Raw genomic sequence first — 17,121 nt, 5'->3', positions numbered from 1 at the left:
TCCGTCCACCGTAGGATTGAAGCCATGTTGTCCGACGCCGTCTCCGCCCTGCGATGCCCTGTTTGCCAAGGACTTTTCGAGTTGCGTCAGGCCCGTCCGGCAACCCTCGCGTGTCGGTCGGGACACCTGTTTGATGCTGCCAAGCAAGGCTATTTCAACTTCCTTACAGGCAAAGGAACGGCTTTCGAAGCGGACACAGCCGAGATGGTGGCCGCCAGGGCCCGGTTCCTGGAAGCAGGGCACTACTCGGAATTGGCTTCAGCGGTGGCAGAGATGGCCGCGGAGGCCATCCGAGGGCCGGAACCACTGGTTCTCGACGCCGGAACCGGCACCGGTCATTACCTCCGCACTGTTATGGAGGCAACGGGGGCTAGCGCCGTTGGGATGGACATTTCCAAGTTCGCCCTTCGGCGTGCGGCACGGCTCAACCCCGGGGCTGCCAACGTGGTCTGGGACATTTGGCGTCCGTTGCCCATGGCGGATAACTCGGCGGACGTCGTGACGGTTGTTTTCGCGCCGCGGAACCCTGCGGAGTTCGCGCGGATTCTGCGCCCCGGAGGATCGTTGCTGGTGGTGACGCCGCGGTCCGGCCACCTCCAGGAGATCGCTGCGAGGACAGGGATGCTCGGGATCGAAGAGGGGAAGGAAGAACGGCTGGCCGAGTCCATGAGCGGCTGGTTCGATTCGCCCACCAGCCGTTCCCTGGATGTGCCGCTGGTGTTGTCGGGAAGCGAAGTAGCCGACCTGGCCTACATGGGGCCCGCTGGACACCATCTCCGTCAGGAGCAGCTGTCCGAACTGGCAGCGTCAGACGAGGACATGGACACGACGGCCAAGTTCCGGATCAGCGTGTTCACCACGTCCTGACGCTTGACCGCGCCGCGGGCTAGGATGGAGGAACAGCGACTGTGATCCCGCTCGCGGGATCCGGGACCAAGGGGGAACGATGTTTGAATGGCTCGGCGAGAACTGGTGGGCCCTATGGCTTACAGTCTTCCTCGCGTTCGCAGTGGTGGAGATGCTGACTCTCGACCTCTTCTTCATCATGCTGGGCGGTGGTGCGCTTGCCGGGCTCGTTGCGGACTTCTCCGGCGCCGATCTTTGGCTGCAGATCGTCATCTTCTGCGTGGTGTCCCTTCTGATGATCGTTTTTGTCCGGCCAGTAGCCTTGAACCACCTGCGCAAGGGCCCCACGGAACAGCTGTCAAACATAGACCGGCTCATAGGCCAGCCTGCCCTCGTCATTGAAGCCGTGAGCAGCACCAGCGGGCTGGTGAAAATTGGTGGCGACGTTTGGAGCGCCCGCAGCGCGGCTGGTGTCATCGATGCCGGCGCCACCGTTCAGGTCACCAAAATTGACGGGGCGACGGCGGTGGTCGCCTCGGCCGCCGACAACAGCCCCCGCTGACGCTTCGGCGCACTCAAGATTTCAGGCTGTTCCCGGACCGGGTTGCCTGCCCGCGAACAGCCGCATCAAACCACGCAATTGGGGAACGAAGGAGATGTATGGACGGCTTAGGAGGAACAGCAGCGGCAATTGTGCTGATTGTTCTCGTCATTTTTGTCATCATCGTGTTGGTCCGCTCGGTAAGGATCATTCCGCAGGCACGTGCCGGCGTCGTTGAACGGCTCGGCAAGTACCAGCGCACGCTTAACCCGGGACTGACCATCCTGATTCCGTTTGTCGACAGGCTCCTGCCACTGCTCGACCTGCGTGAGCAAGTCGTGTCCTTCCCACCGCAGCCGGTCATCACTGAAGACAACCTGGTTGTTTCCATTGACACCGTGGTCTACTTCCAGGTCACTGATCCACGGGCGGCAACGTACGAGATCGCCAACTACATCCAGGCAGTGGAACAGCTGACCACCACCACGCTTCGTAACGTGGTGGGTGGGCTCAACCTGGAAGAAGCGCTGACCTCACGCGACCAGATCAACGGTCAACTGCGTGGTGTGCTGGACGAGGCAACGGGACGCTGGGGAATCCGCGTCTCCCGGGTAGAGCTCAAGGCGATCGACCCGCCCCACTCAATCCAGGACTCGATGGAAAAGCAGATGCGTGCAGAGCGGGACCGCCGTGCGGCGATCCTGACTGCCGAAGGTACCAAGCAGTCCCAGATCCTGACCGCTGAGGGTCAGCGCCAAGCCGCGATCCTCGCGGCCGAAGGTGACGCCAAGGCCGCCATCCTCCGCGCAGATGGTGAAGCGCAGGCCATCCAGAAAGTCTTTGATGCAATCCACAAGGGCAACCCGGACCAGAAGCTGCTGGCCTACCAGTACCTTCAGACACTTCCGAAGATCGCGGAGGGCACCTCGAACAAGCTGTGGATCATTCCCAGCGAAGTAGGCGAGGCCCTCAAGGGTATCGGCGGCGCACTGGGAGGCAATGGCGGGGACTCCCCCGTTGCGGGGCTTTTCGACGGCGGGGCCAAGGAACCTGAGTCGGCGGGCACAGTGGAACCATCACGCACGGCGGAGTAGTTCCAACTCCACAGCAAGGACAAGAGCGGTCAGCCATTTCGGCTGGCCGCTCGCTGCGTCCGCGCGCTTTTGAGTAGTCAGTAAGGATCAGCGTATAATGGGATATTTGTCCGGCTGGTTCAGCGTGGACGGAACATTAAAGCTTTGCCAGGCGTTGCAATTAGTGATGCAAGGTGTGCAGAAGTAGTCCGTAGGGATCGTGAAAACGGCTTACGGCTAGCGCGGAGTTCCTGCTCCGCGAACAGACAGAGGGAGTAATCATGAGCGATCGCAGCCTGCGGGGTATGCGTCTTGGCGCCCAAAGCATGGAAACTGAATCCGGCGTTGAACCGGCACCGCGCCAGCGGGTCGAGTACCGTTGCGAGGATGGCGAGCAGGTCTTCGTAACCTTCTCCTCCGAAGCGGAAATCCCGCCCGTGTGGGTTTCCAAGACGGGTAAGGAAGCGCTCCTGGTCGATGGCGAGCGTCCCGTGGATGCCAACGAAAAAGCCGTCCGCACCCACTGGGACATGCTGCTGGAACGCCGCAGCCTTCCCGAGTTGGAGCAGATCCTTGAGGATCGCCTCAACATCCTTCGTGAGCGCCGCGGGGAACGCCGTTCGGCATAGTTTCCACAACACGCAAAAAGGCCGGGTCAGGTTCTCCCTTGGGAACCAGACCCGGCCTTTGCTGTAAGTACTACTTGGCCATTTCGGTTGACTTGCCGGTGAGCTTGGCCCAGCGTGCTGCCAATCCCCACTTGGTGACGTTGATCATGGCTTCGACCACAATGTTGCCGCTCATCTTCGATGCCCCGAGTTCGCGCTCCACGAAGGTGATGGGGCGCTCCTCGATGCGAAGGCCAAGCTTGGCCACGCGCCAGGCAAGGTCCACCTGGAAGCCGTAACCGACCGACTCGACTTCATCGAGCTTCAATGCCTCCAGCGTGCTGCGGCGGAAGGCGCGGTAGCCGCCGGTCACGTCCTTGATTTTTACACCCAGCATGATGCGGGCGTACGTGCTGCCGATGCGGGAGATGGCCTGACGGTAGAGCGGCCAGTTCACCACGCTGCCGCCGGGAACCCAACGGGAGCCCATGGCCAGATCCGCTCCGTCCTTCACGGCGTCAAGGAGCAGGGGCAGCTGTTCGGGCTTGTGTGATCCATCCGCATCCATTTCGACAAGGACGTCATAACCGGCTGCCAGGCCCCACTTGAAGCCGGCGATGTAGGCAGCGCCCAGGCCTTCCTTGCCCTTGCGGTGCAGGACGTGAACCTGGTTGTCCTCCGCGGCGAAGTCGTCGGCAAGCTTTCCCGTGCCGTCAGGGCTGTTGTCGTCGACCACCAGGACGTCGGATTCGGGAACTGCGGCGCGCAGCCGTCCCAGCGTCACGGGGAGCGATTCCAGCTCGTTGTAGGTGGGAATGATCGTCAGGACACGCAAGAAGAGGCCTTTCCTTGATGGAGCGGTCGGTGTGCCGGACCAGCATGGCAGCTGGCGTTCTGGCGCAACTCTCCATTATAGGACGACGGCGGCCAGGACTTTTGCGTCTGTGGCCCCGGCCACAGTGGTCGGGATGGTGCCCTGTGATGGTCCTCAGCTACACGCGGAGTGACTCGTGGGCAAAGAGCTCACGGCCATGGTGGACCGTCTGCAGGCAACGCGGGTCTGCCCCGGTGTCGAGGGCGGGCAGCAGCGGTGTCCGTGCGCGGGGATCGGTGCTCCATGACTGGACCCGGCTGTCCGCTACCTGGACCATCAGCTCTTCGACTTCCCAGACAGCGAAGCTGGCCGGGGCGCCGGGGACCAGCTGCCCCATGAGGGGGTTCCGGTGTTTGGCGGCGCGCCATCCAGCACGGGTGTGTCCCAGGAAGGCCGCCCGTGCCGAGATGCGTTGATCCGGGTTGCTGTGCTCAAGGCAGGCCCGGACGCTGGACCACGGCCGTAGGGCGGTCACGGGGCTGTCACTGCCGAAGGCGATGGGAACGCCACTGGAATAGAACGAAGCAAAGGGGTTCATGCTGCGGCTGCGATTGCCCAGTCGTTGTTCGTACAACTCCCCGGGAGCGCCCCAGGCAGCGTCAAAGCCGGGCTGGACGCTCACCGTCACCGAGTACTTGGCGAGCCTGTCGATGGCCGACTTGTCAGCCATCTCCACGTGTTCGAGCCGGTGGCCGGCTGCGCGGATACGCTGCTCCCCTACCTCGGCCGCCGCGGAATCCAGCGCGTCCAGGACGGCGCCCAGTCCGGCGTCGCCTATGACATGGAAGCCTGCCTGCAGGCCCAAGGCCGACGTCGCTGCGAGATGTTTTGCGGCCTCGTCCACCGAAAGATAGAGACTGCCCCGGTGTCCGGGGGCATCAGAGTAATCCTCCAGCAGGGCAGCTGTCCGGGAACCGATGGAACCGTCCATGTTGAGATCGCCCGCGAGGCCCAGGACGCCGGTGCCCAAACCATTCAAAATTGTTTGCGCGTGTTCTTCCGAGGACGCCAATTCGCCCCAGTACGGGAGGATCTCCGGGTGGTCACCCTGGTCGTTCCAAGACGCCGCCGTTCGCAGGTCCTCCGGCCCGCAAATATGCGGTGCCGACATTTCAGCCAAAGCAACGTAACCGTGGGAGGCTGCCTCATTCAAGGCCAGCTCCTGGTACGTGCGCCGTTCTGCTTCGGGGAATCGTCGTGCGTGGAGGCGGGCCGCTGTATGCGCAGCCCCTACTACCCGGGCAGTTCCGGCGTACCCGTCGAGGCCATCAAGGCCTGCGGCCACCACCAGGGAGGCAGAGACCAAGGCGGAGTGGACATCGATGCGCGACAGGTAGACCTGGCGGTCCCCCGCTGCTCTCTGGATCTCTTCAAGGTTGGGCAGCGTGGGATCGTTCCACGTTGTTTCGTCCCAGCCGTGACCCAGGATGGTGCCCGAACCGCCTGCGGCTGCAACGGCGTCGAGCAGTTCTGTCGCTGAACGAACGGTGCCGAGCTGGAGGCCCCCAAGGGCCACACCGGTTTCCGTCAGGTGGGCGTGCGAATCCACGAAGCCCGGAGCCAGGAGGGCACCACGGAGATCGATGACCTCCATGGATGAATCAGCAATGGACGTTGCGGCCTGCTCAGACCCCACCCACGCCACGGTGTCCCCATCCACCACCATGGCGGTCGCAAAGGGATCTGCCGCCGTATAGATCGATCCGTTCCGGTACATGGTGACCTTACGGCCGGATCCTTGGTGTTGCTGGCCGACAGGCGTGCCGGGCTGGTTCATGTGGTGAGCTCCTTGAGCATGGGCAACAAATATTTCGTGGGACAGGTGGTCAGCGCGCTAGGCCACTGTGGAGTAGGCCACGACACCCCGGCGGACCAGATCGATGGACTCACGGCAGATCCGGCCCAGCCGCGGGTCAAGCTGGGGAATCTTGGCCAGCTGGTCAAGGAGGTCCACCACCTGCTTGGCCCAACGGACGAAGTCTCCGGCCGCCAGGTCGGTTCCGCTGAGCACGTCCTGGAGATGGCGGCCCTTGGCCCACTTGTACATCGGCCACATCAGGCCAAGCTCGGGTTCGCCCGTCAAGGGCAGACGGTGTTGTTCCTCGGTGTCCTCCAGCCTGGACCATTCCCGGACAACTACATCGACAGCCGTTTCCAGGGACACCGATGGCATCTTCGGCCGAAGACCGCGGTCCTCCCGCTTGGCCTGGTACACCAAGGTGCTGGCGAAGGATGCCAGTTCCGCTGCGTCGAGGTCGTTGATGGCTCCTTGGCGGATGGACTGGGAGATTAACAAGTCCTTCTCACCGTAGATCCTGCGAAGACGCTGTCCGTCGGCACTGATGGTGACCTGTCCGGCGTCGTTCGTTTCAAGGTAACCGTAGGTGGAGAGCACCTCGCATACCCGGTCGAACGTCTTTGCGATCGTGTTGGTGCGGCCTTGGATCTGGCGGACCAGTCCGTCGGTCTCCTTGCGCAGCTTCCACCAGCGCTCGGACCAGCGTGCGTGGTCTTCCCGTTCGCTGCAGCCATGGCAGGGATGCGCCCGCAAAGCACGGCGGAGTTCCGCGATGCGCTGCTCCTGGTCCGGCAGCCGGGCCCCGAGGCCGAAGTCCTCGTGCCTGCTGTTGCGGTGGCGTTGGGGCGCGTCCTCGCTGATTGCATGGCGCATGGACGATGCCAGATCGCGGCGGGCCTTGGGAACCTTGGCGTTGAACGACTTGGGAATACGGATCCGGGTCACCGGTGACACAGGACCTTCGAGGTCGTGGACACCGATCCTGCGGAGTTGGTTGTCCTGGGTCAGCACTGAGGGACGTGGCTCGCGGGCATGTGGATCGACATCCAGTACCACCGCGTGCCCCGCGAGGCGGCCACCGTAAATGCTGATGACATCACCGGGAATCAACCGTGCGAGGGAGTCGGCTACGCGCGATTTGCGGGCTCGCTGATGGTCGCGCGCGGCATTGTTTTCAGCGTCGCTGAGTTCGCGCCGGAGTTTGGCGTACTCGGTGAAATCACCCAGGTGGCATTGCATGGACTTGGCGTATCCGGCCAAGGACTCCTCTCTGCCACGGACCTGCCTGGCCAGGCCAACCACCGAACGGTCCGCTTGGAACTGGGCGAAGGAAGACTCCAGGATTTCGCGGGCCCTCACCCGGCCGAACTGGGCGATCAGGTTGATGCTCATGTTGTACGTGGGCCTGAAACTGGAGTTCAGGGGGTAGGTGCGCCTGGAGGCAAGACCAGCAACAGCCGCGGGATCCGTGCCCGGTTGCCACAGCACAACGGCGTGGCCTTCGACGTCGATACCGCGCCGGCCGGCCCGCCCGGTCAGCTGGGTGTACTCCCCCGCCGTGATGTTGACGTGCGCTTCGCCGTTGAACTTCTCGAGTTTCTCCAGGACCACGCAGCGCGCGGGCATGTTGACTCCCAGGGCCAGGGTTTCCGTGGCAAAGACGGCCTTGACCAGCCCGTCCGCGAAGAGCTTTTCCACCACTTCCTTGAAGGTGGGCAGCATTCCGGCATGGTGGGCGGCGAAGCCCCTGACCAGGCCGTCGCGCCAACCCCAGAAGCCGAGGACGTCCAGATCGTCGGCAGGGATCTCATGGCTGGCCTCATCCACCCTTTGGGCGATGATCTGCTGCTCCCTCTCGGTGGTGAGCCACAGCCCCGATGCAGCGCACTGGGCTACGGCGGCATCGCAGCCGGCCCGGGAGAAGATGAAAGTGATGGCCGGGAGCAGGTCTTGGCGCCTAAGGCTCTCGATCACCTGGGGGCGGCTCGCCTTGCGGACAGGACTTCGCTGCTCGGACTGCTGGCGGTCGTCGCGGTGCCGGTCATGACGACGGCGGCTGCGGCCGCCGTGGCCAAAACGGCTGCCCATGTTCATGCGGCTCTCCGAACGCGCCATGGCCAAGAGGTCGGGGTTCACTTCGAATTCGGGACCGGTGACCGCTTGGCGCACTTTCGGGGCGGATGCTCCCTTGGACGAAACGCGGCGGCTTGTGCTGGGCTCCCGGGACACCTCGGCGCCCTCGGAGAGGTCGGGAGCGTCGGTTTCCTGCGCTCCCGGCGCCACAGGAGCAATCTCGTCAAAACTGGTGTCGCCGGCGAAGAGGTCCACGATCTCCCTGCCCACCATGACGTGCTGCCACAACGGCACGGGGCGGTGTTCGGAGACGATCACGTCTGTATCGCCGCGAACAGTATCCAACCAAGCGCCAAACTCTTCGGCGTTGGAGACTGTGGCGCTCAGGGACGCCACCTGCACTTCGCTGGGCAAGTGGATGATGACTTCTTCCCAGACTGCGCCGCGGAAGCGGTCAGCAAGGTAGTGGACCTCGTCCATGACCACGTAGCCGAGGTCGCTGAGCGTCTCCGAGTCGGCATACAGCATGTTCCGCAGGACTTCGGTGGTCATCACGACGACCGGTGCTTCGCCATTGATGGTGGTGTCGCCCGTCAGCAGACCAACGTTGGCCGCACCGTACTTCTCTGCCAGTTCCGAGAACTTTTGGTTGCTCAATGCCTTGATGGGGGTGGTGTAAAAAGCCTTAAGACCCCGCTGAAGGGCAAGGTAGATGGCGAACTCGCCGACTATTGTCTTGCCGGCGCCGGTGGGGGCTGCCACCAGTACGCCCCGCCCCTCCTGGAGTGACTTGCACGCTTCGCGTTGGAAATCGTCCAGCTCGAAGTCAAGTGAACCGGCGAAGGCGCCGAGGTAGGTTTTTGCCTCCGCTGCCCTTTGCGCTGCCGCCTGGTAACGCTCTGATGGAGATGGAGACCCGGAAAACGAGGACATGCATCAAGCCTAGTGGCCCAACGTCTACAGATTCTCCAGATCCGCGGCCGGGGTCGCGATGTCGGCAGTGGCTTCCGTCTCGGCGGCACGCTTGATGGCGCGACGCTCACGACGACGGTCGTTGAGGAGACACACACCGATAGCCGCGAAAAAGAGCAGCAACATGGGGGCAGCGAGGTAGAACATGCTCATGGCATCCGCGCCTGGCGCCGCCATTGCGGCGAACAGACACACCAGGAAGATGGTGATTCGCCAGCTCTTGACCAGCTGCTTGCCTTTGACGATGCCGGCCAGGTTCAGGCCGACGAGCACAACAGGTACAAGGAAGGCGATGCCGAAGGCCAGCAAGAGTCGAAGGACAAAGGCCAGGTAGATTTCAGCGCTGATGAAGTTTGAGCCACCCATCGGGGTGAAGTCCGTCAGGACGCGGACCGCGTTGGGCAGGACCAGCCAGGCGAGAAGGACGCCTCCGATGAACAGCGGGACAGCCGCAGCCACAAAGGACAACGCCAGGCGGCGTTCCTTCTTGTGCAGGCCGGGAACGATGAACGCCCAGAGCTGGTAGATCCATACGGGACTCGACAGCAACACGCCAAGGAACACGGAGACCTGGACCATGAGGTCGAACGAACTGGCCACGCCGTCAAAGTTCAGCGTGGCGGCGCGACCTTCTTTTTCATTGAGGTCCTTGATCGGTTTGATCAGGGCCTCCAGGAGCGGCTGGTAGACAATGAAGCCCACCACGGTCCCAAGGATGACGCCGATTGCAGCCTTGAAGAGCCGGTTCTTCAGCTCCTTGAGATGGTCAAGGAGCGCCATCCGGGCTTCGGGGTTGGCCTTGCGCCCCTTCGTCTCTACCACTTCTCTTTAGACGCGGTTGGAGGGCGGAACGTCAGTCTCGCCGGTGTTACGGGCCTTCACGTCGGGGGTCGTGGCGTCGGGGTGGCCCACAACCTTGCCTTCGACGGGGTCGGAAGCGTTCTGTGAGTCCTTCGCTTCGGAAGAACCATCCTTCTTCATTTCCCGGACCTCGGACTTGAAAATACGCATCGACTGTCCAATGCTGCGCGCCATGGACGGCAGCTTCGGTGCTGCAAAAAGCACCAGGGCCAGAACGATGATGATGATGAGATGCCAGCCTTCAAGCCTCATGTGGAGAGGTCCTTTCCTTTTGGATACATCCTACGTCTAACTGAATTCAATGTCGTGCAGGGATTGCGGCTGACCCCGCTCCGCTTTGCGCTGGACGCGCTTCTGGCGGCGAACTTCCTGACGGAAGGCTTTGGCCGTCAGGTAATCATGACGCATCTGATCCGGTGAGGCAAAAATTGCTGACCCCGGCGCTGGGCGCTTTTCCGCCACCTCCACATCGGAGGTTTCAACGCCGGGAGAAAGGTTGCTGAAACGTTTCCCTGCGTCGGACAGATCATGAACAGTTGCCATGAATTTCCTGAACAGGCGATACCCCAGGGTCAGGTGCAGGAGCAGGGCAAGAGCTACGAGTGCGATCCACAGCAGGATCCAAAACCACCAAGGCATCTGAGTAGTCTAGCCAGCCTCGGCGCCGGAAGCATCGCCATACTGTGCCAGGGCAGCCTTCAGCCAAGCCACCGCCTCCTCGCGCAAGGAGTCGGGCATCAGGATCCGGACCGTCCCGCCGTGCTGTGAGACGAACATGGGCAGCCAGCCTGCGTCGCCGAACCGCACCTCGGCGAGCAAGCCGCCGTCGGACAGTGGGGCCGTGCGCTCGGCGTAGTAGTCATCTGCCAGCCCGGCGCCCTGGCGGGTCAACTGCAGGACCACCAACACGTCGTCATCGCCGGGTGTGAACAGGCGCGCCGGAAAGTCCTGGTCCGTGGTTGCCTGGTCTGAAGCCGCACGGCCGTTCGGTTCCAGTGCCTCCACCCTGTCCAGCCGGAAGTTCCGGATTCCTGACTTGCTGTGGCAGTACGCCTCGAAGTACCAGGTGTTGTCCATCGAGTAGAGCCGCAGGGGGTCGACGTCGCGTTCTGACACCTCGTCGCGTTGCAGGGACAGATACCGCAGCCGCAACTGCCGGCCATCCCTGATGGCCTGGGTGATGGTGGCGAAGGCTTCGGATTGCTGGGGGGCCACTGACTGCCCGGCCACGGACCCGGCCAAGCGGCCGGCCTGGCCTGCGGCACCGGTCAGTTTTATCGTGACGGACTCCAGCGCACTGCCGGACTCCTCATCCGCCATTCCGGCCAGGGCAGGCAGGTCGCCCAGCATCGCCAGGCCCGTCAGCAACGCGGCGGCTTCGTCTTCGCTGAAGCGCACCGGACGGTTCAGGTCCAGGTGTTCAGAAATGTAGACGTGGTCGTTTTCCCATTGGATGTCCAGCAGGTCATCGGGGTAGCCTTCCGGAAGCCCGGAACAGATCAGGATCTTCAGGTCATCGATCAAGTCCTTGCGCGAGATGCCGAAGCGGTCGGCCACCTCCTGGATGTGCAGGCCCTGGTGGTGGACCAGGAACGGCACCAACTGCAGCATCCTGGCCAGCTGGTCCTCCGACGTGCGTTTGCGGGCGCGCGGGGCGCGGCCGGCCTCGGGGAACTCCACCTCCACCGCCAGTGCGGCGTCGAACTCCAGCGCACCTTTGAGTCGGCGTGCGACAGCGGCGCGCAGCTCCGCAGGTTCTGCCACCTCTACGTGGGGACCGTAGGAGGCAAGCTCTTCGGCGAGGAGTTCAGGATCCCGGAATTCCACAGCGATCCGGTCCCTGTGCGGGTGGACGTCCGATATCTCCGTGACGACCGCCCTTCTGCGCAGTGCCAGCAAACGGTCCTTATCCACGTGCAGGACGGCTTTTTGGAGCGGCAGTTCGTTGAGTGAATCGAGCTCCGTGCGCGCGTTGAAGCCCTCCGGTGGGACAAAGCTGCTTCCGGGCACAACGGTCAGCGCGGTGGTCATCCGCGAGAGCCTGAAGATCCGCTTGGCACCCCTCCCCCTGTCGAACCCCACCAGGTACCACTGGCCAAAGCGGCTGCCCAGGCCCCACGGCTCAACTTCGCGTGTCTCCTCGCGCCCGGTGCTGACGGCAAGGTAGCCGAAGCGGACGGGGTGCCTGCCGTGCATGGCTGCAACGACGTCGTCGAATGCCTGGCCCGCCGGCTTGATGCGGGGCTGAACACCTGCAGGAAGTTCGACGTCGGTGAATCCACCGGCCGCCTGCAGCTTGCGGACGGCGTTTGCGGCGGCGTTGCCCAGGGCGGCCCTCTCCCACAGCTGGGCGGCCAGCAGGAGGACGGTGCACTCGGCCGGGGTCAGCTGGACTTCCGGAAGCCTGTTGGAATCCTTGCCGATCCTGTAGCGGGCTGATGCCGGATCGTCCGCACCGAAACTGCCGGGGTCCATCAAGGTTTCCACCTCGAAGCCAAACTGCTTCAGTTCGGCCTTGTCGCGCTCGAACATGCGCCCAAAGGCGACATCGTTTGCGGCGGTATCGTGGTAAACCTTTTCGCGCAGGACAGAGCGTGGAAGGCCCACTCTTGTATTGAGCAATGCAAGGAGGAGGTTCAGGAGTCGTTCAGTGCGGGATGCGGACACGGTTGCTACGTTACTAAAGTCCAGTGGGAAAACAGCAAGGCGCGTCACCAGCCGGGGTTTACCGGAAAGTGACGCGCCTCGGGGGACGGCTGTTCCTTAGCGGACAGCCACGAGGTCAACCACGAAGATCAAAGCTTCGTTCGGCTTGATGGCCCCGCCGGCGCCGCGTGAGCCGTAAGCAAGCTCCGAGGGGATTTCGAGGCGGCGGCGTCCGCCAACCTTCATACCCAGCAGGCCCTGGTCCCAGCCCTGGATAACCTGGCCAACGCCTACGCGGAAGTCCAGAGGGGCGCCACGGCCCCAGGAAGCGTCGAATTCTTCGCCCGTTGACCAGGCAACCCCAACGTAGTGAGTGGAGACGGTGTCCCCGGCCTGGGCCTCGCGGCCGGTGCCTTCGATGAGGTCCGTGATGACGAGCTCCGTGGGGACATCGCCTTCCGGGAAGTCGATTTCCGGCTTGGTGCGGTCGAAGTCACGCTGACCAAATGACATGGTTACTCCTTGGTGTGGGTGATGGATTGGTGCCAGGAACCAGCCTAAGCCAGTGCCTGCAGATTGCGGTGGGGTTACTTGACGCCCAGGATATCCACGACGAAGACAAGGTCACCCTTGGCCTCGCCCTGGCCGGCGGCGCCGTAGGCGAGGTCCTGCGGAATGACCAACAGGACGCGGGAACCAACGGTCTTGCCCTCGAGGCCTTGCGTCCAGCCCTTGATGACGCCGGTGAGGGGGAAGCTGGCGGGCTTTCCACGGTCGTAGCTGGAATCGAACTTGGTGCCGCCTACGAGGTTCACGCCAACGTAATTCACGGTCAGGGTGTCGGATGCCTTGACAGCGGCGCCATTGCCCTTGATCAGGTCCTGGGCGATGAGCTCCTTGGGGGCTGCGACGCCGTCAACTGAGATCTGGGGAATGCCCTTGTCGTCTTCCTTCACGGTAGGAAGACCGGCGGGAGGAGTAACCGGGTCACCTTCGGGCTTGTCCAGCACCGGAGCCGGGTCCTTGGCGGAGAGCAGCTTGAAGACAACCAACTGGGTGGCGGCCGCCGGCGACGCTTCGGCGTTGCCAGGGGCGGCGAATGCGATCTGTGAACCGATCTTGGCACCCACGATCGCGTTGTAGATCTGCGGGTTGCCGGACTTCAGTTCATCCGTGAGCTCGATTGGCTGGGGACCATTGGCGTAGGCGTCTTCCACCGTCTTGCCGTCATTGCCATCCATGGCTACGTAGACGAGTTCGGCCGTCTGCCCGGCCTTTACGCGCTCTCCGTCACCTTCCTTGACTACCTTGACCGTGGGTTCGGACACGCTGAGCGGCTTGGAGAATTCAACGCCGGGTGCTTTGTCGTTGCCGTTGTCCGTCACTTTCACGGAGTCGAGCTTGGAAATGTCACCCGCGGACTGGCTGCTGGGCTCGGGTGCCGCGTTGCTTCCGCCGCACGCGGTCATGAGCAGCAGGGCAGGAAGAAGAATTGCTAGGAGTCGGCGCACAAAAAAGACACTTTCGTCGGGGCAAAGGACACTCGGATCAGCGAATTACGCCTCCAAGCAGGTTGTCTCCTGAAAAGAGACCATTATCCAGAATAGCCCGTGAAGCTGGGAGCCAGCTTAAAGCGAGGGTCAGCCCATGGAGTCCAGGAGTGCATCCACCCTTTCGTCCTCGCTACGGAAGGGGTCCTTGCAGAGAATGGTCTGGTGCGCGCGGTCGTTCAGTTTCAGGTGGACCCAGTCGACGGTGTAGTCCCGGCCAAGTTCCTGGGCCCGGCGGACGAAGTCACCGCGCAGCTTGGCACGAGTGGTCTGGGGAGGCGCATCCACGGCGTCCTTGACGTCGGTCTCTGTGACGAGGCGGCGGGCCGCTCCCCTGGCCTGGAGCAGGAAGAACAGGCCCCTCTGCCGTGAGATGTCATGGTACGTAAGGTCGAGTTGGGCGATCCGCGGCGAATCGAGGCCAAGCCCGTGCCGTCCCATGTAGCCATCCATGAGCTTTTTCTTGATTGCCCAGTCAACCTCGGTGTCAATGGTGCTCGTGTCGCCGCTTTCGATGGCGTCAAGAGTGCGCTTCCACAGGTCCAGGATCAAGGGGACGTGGGCGTTGTGGGCTCCATTGGTGGCGACGAAGTCCGTGACCTTGGTGAGGTATTCGCGCTGGATATCAAGGGCTGTGAGCTGCCTGCCGTTGGCGAGGCGGACCAAAGCCCGGCCCGTAAGGTCGTGGGAAATTTCCCGGATGCTGCGGATGGGGTTTTCCATGCGCATGTCCCGCATGATGACGCCCGACTCGATCATCCGGAGAATGAGGTCCACGGTACCGACTTTGAGCAAGGCCGTTGTCTCGGACATGTTGGAGTCCCCGACGATGACGTGGAGACGACGGTAGAACTCGGCGTCGGCGTGCGGCTCGTCCCGGGTGTTGATGATGGGACGCGAGCGGGTGGTCGCGGAGGACACGCCTTCCCAGATGTGGTCTGCGCGTTGGGAGAAGGCAAAGGTGGCGCCGTGCGGGGTCTTCAATACCTTGCCGGCACCTGCGATCAACTGCCGGGTCACCAGGAAGGGAATCAGGATTTCGGCCAAGCGCGAGAATTCACCGCGGCGGGGAATCAAGTAGTTCTCATGGCTGCCGTAGGAGTTTCCCGCCGAATCAGTGTTGTTCTTGAAAAGGTAGACGGTTCCGTTGAAGCCTTCGGCGGCCAGCCTGCTCTGGGCCTCATCAACGAGGTCATCGAGAATGAGCTCCCCTGCCCTGTCGTGGGCAATGAGCTGGGCAAGGTCATCGCACTCAGCCGTGGCGTATTCGGGGTGGGAACCCACGTCCAGGTAGAGCCGCGAGCCGTTGGTCAGGAAGACGTTCGAAGACCTCCCCCAGCTGACCACTTTCCTGAAGAGGTAGCGGGCCACTTCCTCAGGTGCCAAAGGACGCGAATCAGGGCTGGAATAGGAGATCCCGAATTCCGTTTCGATGCCGAATATGCGTTTGTCCATCTCAGGCCTCCTCTGTGAGCAACCGGGTCATGTCCTCGGGCAGCAGCCGCCGGAACGCCCGGCGTGATCCGCGGTGGCTCTCCGACGCGCGGTAGAGGACAGCGGCTTCGACGGCGGTAGCCGGCAGGGCTTCGAGTTCCTTATCGGCAGCCAAGGCACGCAACGCCAGACGCATGGCCCCCGGGAGGGTGAGTTCCGGCTCCCAGGCCCCGCTGACGACGTCGGAAATCTGGTCTGCCAGTCCGCCCATGACGACGAAACCGTTCTCGTCAGCGATGGAACCATCGAAGGTCAGGCGGTAAAGGTGGTCCTGCTCCTGCGTCGCGCCTACCTCGGCCACCGCCAGTTCAACCTCGAAAGGCTTCTGTTCAGCGGTGAACACAGCTCCGAGGCTTTGCGCGTACACACTGGCCAGGCCGCGGGCTGTGACGTCTTCGCGGTCGTAGGAGTAGCCGCGGACATCGGCGTAGCGGACGCCTGCCTGGCGCAGGCTCTCGAACTCGTTGTACTTGCCTACGGCCGCAAAGGCGATCTTGTCGTAGATTTCGCCGATTTTGTGCAGGGACGGTGATGGATTCTCGGCGATCAGCGCGATGCCGTCGGCGCAGCTGATGACCACGACGGACCTGCCGCGGGCGATGCCCTTCCGCGCGAAGTCCGCGCGGTCCTTCATCAGTTGTTCAGGAGAAACATAGAACTGCTGCGTCATTTCAGGCCTCCCGTCCGGCGATGGCCCGCGATTCAACGATGTCTCCCGCAATGGCCGCGAGGTCCCGCTCAGGAACCCTGCGGTTTCCGGCGCGGTTCACTGTGTAAACAACTGGCCAGAGTTGGCGTACCGGGTCCGGGCCGCCTGTGGCGGAGTCATCGTCAGCGGCGTCGTAGAGTGCCTCGACAGCTACCGCGACCGCGTCCTCCTCGGTCAGATTAGGCTTCCACAGCTTCTTCAGCGCACCCCTGGCAAAGACCGATCCCGATCCCACCGAGTGGTGTTCCTGCTCTTCATAGCGGCCGCCCGTGACGTCATAGGAGAACAAGCGGCCCACGCCGCTGACGTGGTCGAAGCCGGCGAACAGCGGAATGACCGCCATCCCCTGCATCGCCATGGGCAGGTTCCCCCGGATCATGGCACCGAGGCGGTTTGCCTTGCCCACCAGGCTCAGGAGCGTACCTTCGATCTTTTCGTAGTGTTCGAGCTCCACCTGGAAAAGGCGCGTGATGTCGATTGCCAGGCCGGCTGTCCCGGCGATACCCAGTACCGAAAATTCATCGGCCGGGAACACTTTCTCGATGTGGCGGCTGGCGATGACGTTGCCCATGGTGGCGCGACGATCACCCGCCATCAGCACTCCGCCGGCGTATGTCAGCGCCACGATGGTGGTGGCGTGGGGTGATGCCGGCACGGAGCCGGCGGGCAGCGGTTGATTGAACGGAAGGAGTTCAGGACGCGAGCGTTGGAGATGCTCGGTGAATGAAGACGTTGCCTGGGTGGCCAGGGGGCCGTTTGATGGGTCCTGCATTGCTGCACTCCTTCGACTCTGCGTTCCGGTGCCCGGCGGCCTCACGCCGTCCGGGTGGTAGATCCTGGGTGTGGGGCCGGTTACTGACCGCCTTTTTGGACGAAGGCCCGGACGAACTCTTCGGCGTTCGATTCCAGTACGCCGTCGATTTCGTCGAGGAGATCATCCACGCCCTGTGTTGCCTCCGATGCCTGGGCCTCGGGCGCTGCGGGCGGAGCCTCCGGGACGTCCACTTCAGCTTCGGTTTCCCGCGACTGTGGTTGTTGCTGCTCCTGAGCTGCCATTTCTTTCTCCCTACTGTCAG

17 protein-coding genes are annotated in these 17,121 nt (G+C 63.0%); 4 read left to right on the top strand and 13 right to left on the bottom strand.

Features of this window, described 5'->3' with window-relative positions; all coding sequences use genetic code 11:
* Positions 1-24: 24 nt before the first annotated feature.
* The 4 genes from N5P29_RS11195 to N5P29_RS11180 all read left to right on the top strand — a co-directional run bounded on the left by N5P29_RS11195 (position 25) and on the right by N5P29_RS11180 (position 3,089).
* Positions 25-867: a methyltransferase domain-containing protein gene (locus N5P29_RS11195; protein WP_262275055.1), complete on the top strand. Its 843-nt coding sequence runs from the start codon at positions 25-27 to the stop codon at positions 865-867.
* A 79-nt stretch (positions 868-946) separates the two neighbouring features.
* On the top strand, positions 947-1,408 hold the full coding sequence (locus N5P29_RS11190; protein ID WP_262275054.1) for an NfeD family protein: 462 nt from the start codon (positions 947-949) through the stop codon (positions 1,406-1,408).
* A gap of 98 nt (positions 1,409-1,506) precedes the next feature.
* Positions 1,507-2,481 (top strand): SPFH domain-containing protein, encoded by a 975-nt coding sequence (locus N5P29_RS11185; protein WP_262275053.1) that lies wholly within the window; start codon positions 1,507-1,509, stop codon positions 2,479-2,481.
* Positions 2,482-2,741: 260 nt separating this feature from the next.
* Positions 2,742-3,089, top strand: a complete 348-nt coding sequence (locus tag N5P29_RS11180) for an RNA polymerase-binding protein RbpA (protein WP_011774875.1) — start codon at positions 2,742-2,744, stop codon at positions 3,087-3,089.
* 70 nt (positions 3,090-3,159) lie between these two features.
* Here the strand turns inward: N5P29_RS11180 and N5P29_RS11175 are convergent, their stop codons facing one another.
* The 13 genes from N5P29_RS11175 to N5P29_RS11115 form a co-directional block, all read right to left on the bottom strand.
* The gene (locus N5P29_RS11175; protein ID WP_262275052.1) at positions 3,160-3,903 is read right to left on the bottom strand and encodes a polyprenol monophosphomannose synthase; all 744 of its coding nucleotides are present in this window, start codon (positions 3,901-3,903) and stop codon (positions 3,160-3,162) included.
* Positions 3,904-4,060: 157 nt separating this feature from the next.
* Complete coding sequence (locus N5P29_RS11170; protein ID WP_262275051.1) at positions 4,061-5,719, bottom strand: amidohydrolase; 1,659 nt, start codon at positions 5,717-5,719, stop codon at positions 4,061-4,063.
* A gap of 57 nt (positions 5,720-5,776) precedes the next feature.
* Complete coding sequence (locus N5P29_RS11165; RefSeq protein WP_262275050.1) at positions 5,777-8,746, bottom strand: DEAD/DEAH box helicase; 2,970 nt, start codon at positions 8,744-8,746, stop codon at positions 5,777-5,779.
* 24 nt (positions 8,747-8,770) lie between these two features.
* Entirely contained in the window at positions 8,771-9,607 is an 837-nt protein-coding gene (gene tatC, locus N5P29_RS11160) for a twin-arginine translocase subunit TatC (protein WP_262275049.1), read from the bottom strand.
* 6 nt (positions 9,608-9,613) lie between these two features.
* Entirely contained in the window at positions 9,614-9,898 is a 285-nt protein-coding gene (tatA, locus tag N5P29_RS11155) for a Sec-independent protein translocase subunit TatA (protein ID WP_262275048.1), read from the bottom strand.
* 36 nt (positions 9,899-9,934) lie between these two features.
* Positions 9,935-10,285, bottom strand: coding sequence for a hypothetical protein (locus N5P29_RS11150; RefSeq protein ID WP_262275047.1), 351 nt, complete (start codon positions 10,283-10,285; stop codon positions 9,935-9,937).
* Between the two features lie 9 nt (positions 10,286-10,294).
* Positions 10,295-12,313 (bottom strand): helix-turn-helix transcriptional regulator, encoded by a 2,019-nt coding sequence (locus N5P29_RS11145; protein ID WP_262275046.1) that lies wholly within the window; start codon positions 12,311-12,313, stop codon positions 10,295-10,297.
* 96 nt (positions 12,314-12,409) lie between these two features.
* On the bottom strand, positions 12,410-12,805 hold the full coding sequence (locus tag N5P29_RS11140) for an FKBP-type peptidyl-prolyl cis-trans isomerase (protein WP_262275045.1): 396 nt from the start codon (positions 12,803-12,805) through the stop codon (positions 12,410-12,412).
* Between the two features lie 74 nt (positions 12,806-12,879).
* Positions 12,880-13,803, bottom strand: a complete 924-nt coding sequence (locus tag N5P29_RS11135; RefSeq protein WP_262275044.1) for an FKBP-type peptidyl-prolyl cis-trans isomerase — start codon at positions 13,801-13,803, stop codon at positions 12,880-12,882.
* Positions 13,804-13,932: 129 nt separating this feature from the next.
* Positions 13,933-15,297 carry a Pup--protein ligase gene (gene pafA / locus N5P29_RS11130; RefSeq protein WP_262275043.1) on the bottom strand — a complete coding sequence of 455 codons (1,365 nt, stop codon included), beginning with the start codon at positions 15,295-15,297 and terminating at the stop codon, positions 13,933-13,935.
* Position 15,298: 1 nt separating this feature from the next.
* Complete coding sequence (prcA, locus tag N5P29_RS11125; protein WP_262275042.1) at positions 15,299-16,006, bottom strand: proteasome subunit alpha; 708 nt, start codon at positions 16,004-16,006, stop codon at positions 15,299-15,301.
* A 1-nt stretch (position 16,007) separates the two neighbouring features.
* Positions 16,008-16,817, bottom strand: a complete 810-nt coding sequence (prcB, locus tag N5P29_RS11120; protein ID WP_262275041.1) for a proteasome subunit beta — start codon at positions 16,815-16,817, stop codon at positions 16,008-16,010.
* A gap of 80 nt (positions 16,818-16,897) precedes the next feature.
* On the bottom strand, positions 16,898-17,101 hold the full coding sequence (locus N5P29_RS11115; RefSeq protein WP_018777646.1) for a ubiquitin-like protein Pup: 204 nt from the start codon (positions 17,099-17,101) through the stop codon (positions 16,898-16,900).
* Positions 17,102-17,121 lie beyond the last annotated feature (20 nt).

Origin of the sequence: Paenarthrobacter sp. JL.01a, from assembly GCF_025452095.1 — a bacterium.
Lineage (GTDB): Bacteria > Actinomycetota > Actinomycetes > Actinomycetales > Micrococcaceae > Arthrobacter.
The sequence above is the reverse complement of the archived record's forward strand: the minus strand, read 5'-3'. Positions and strand labels throughout refer to the sequence as shown.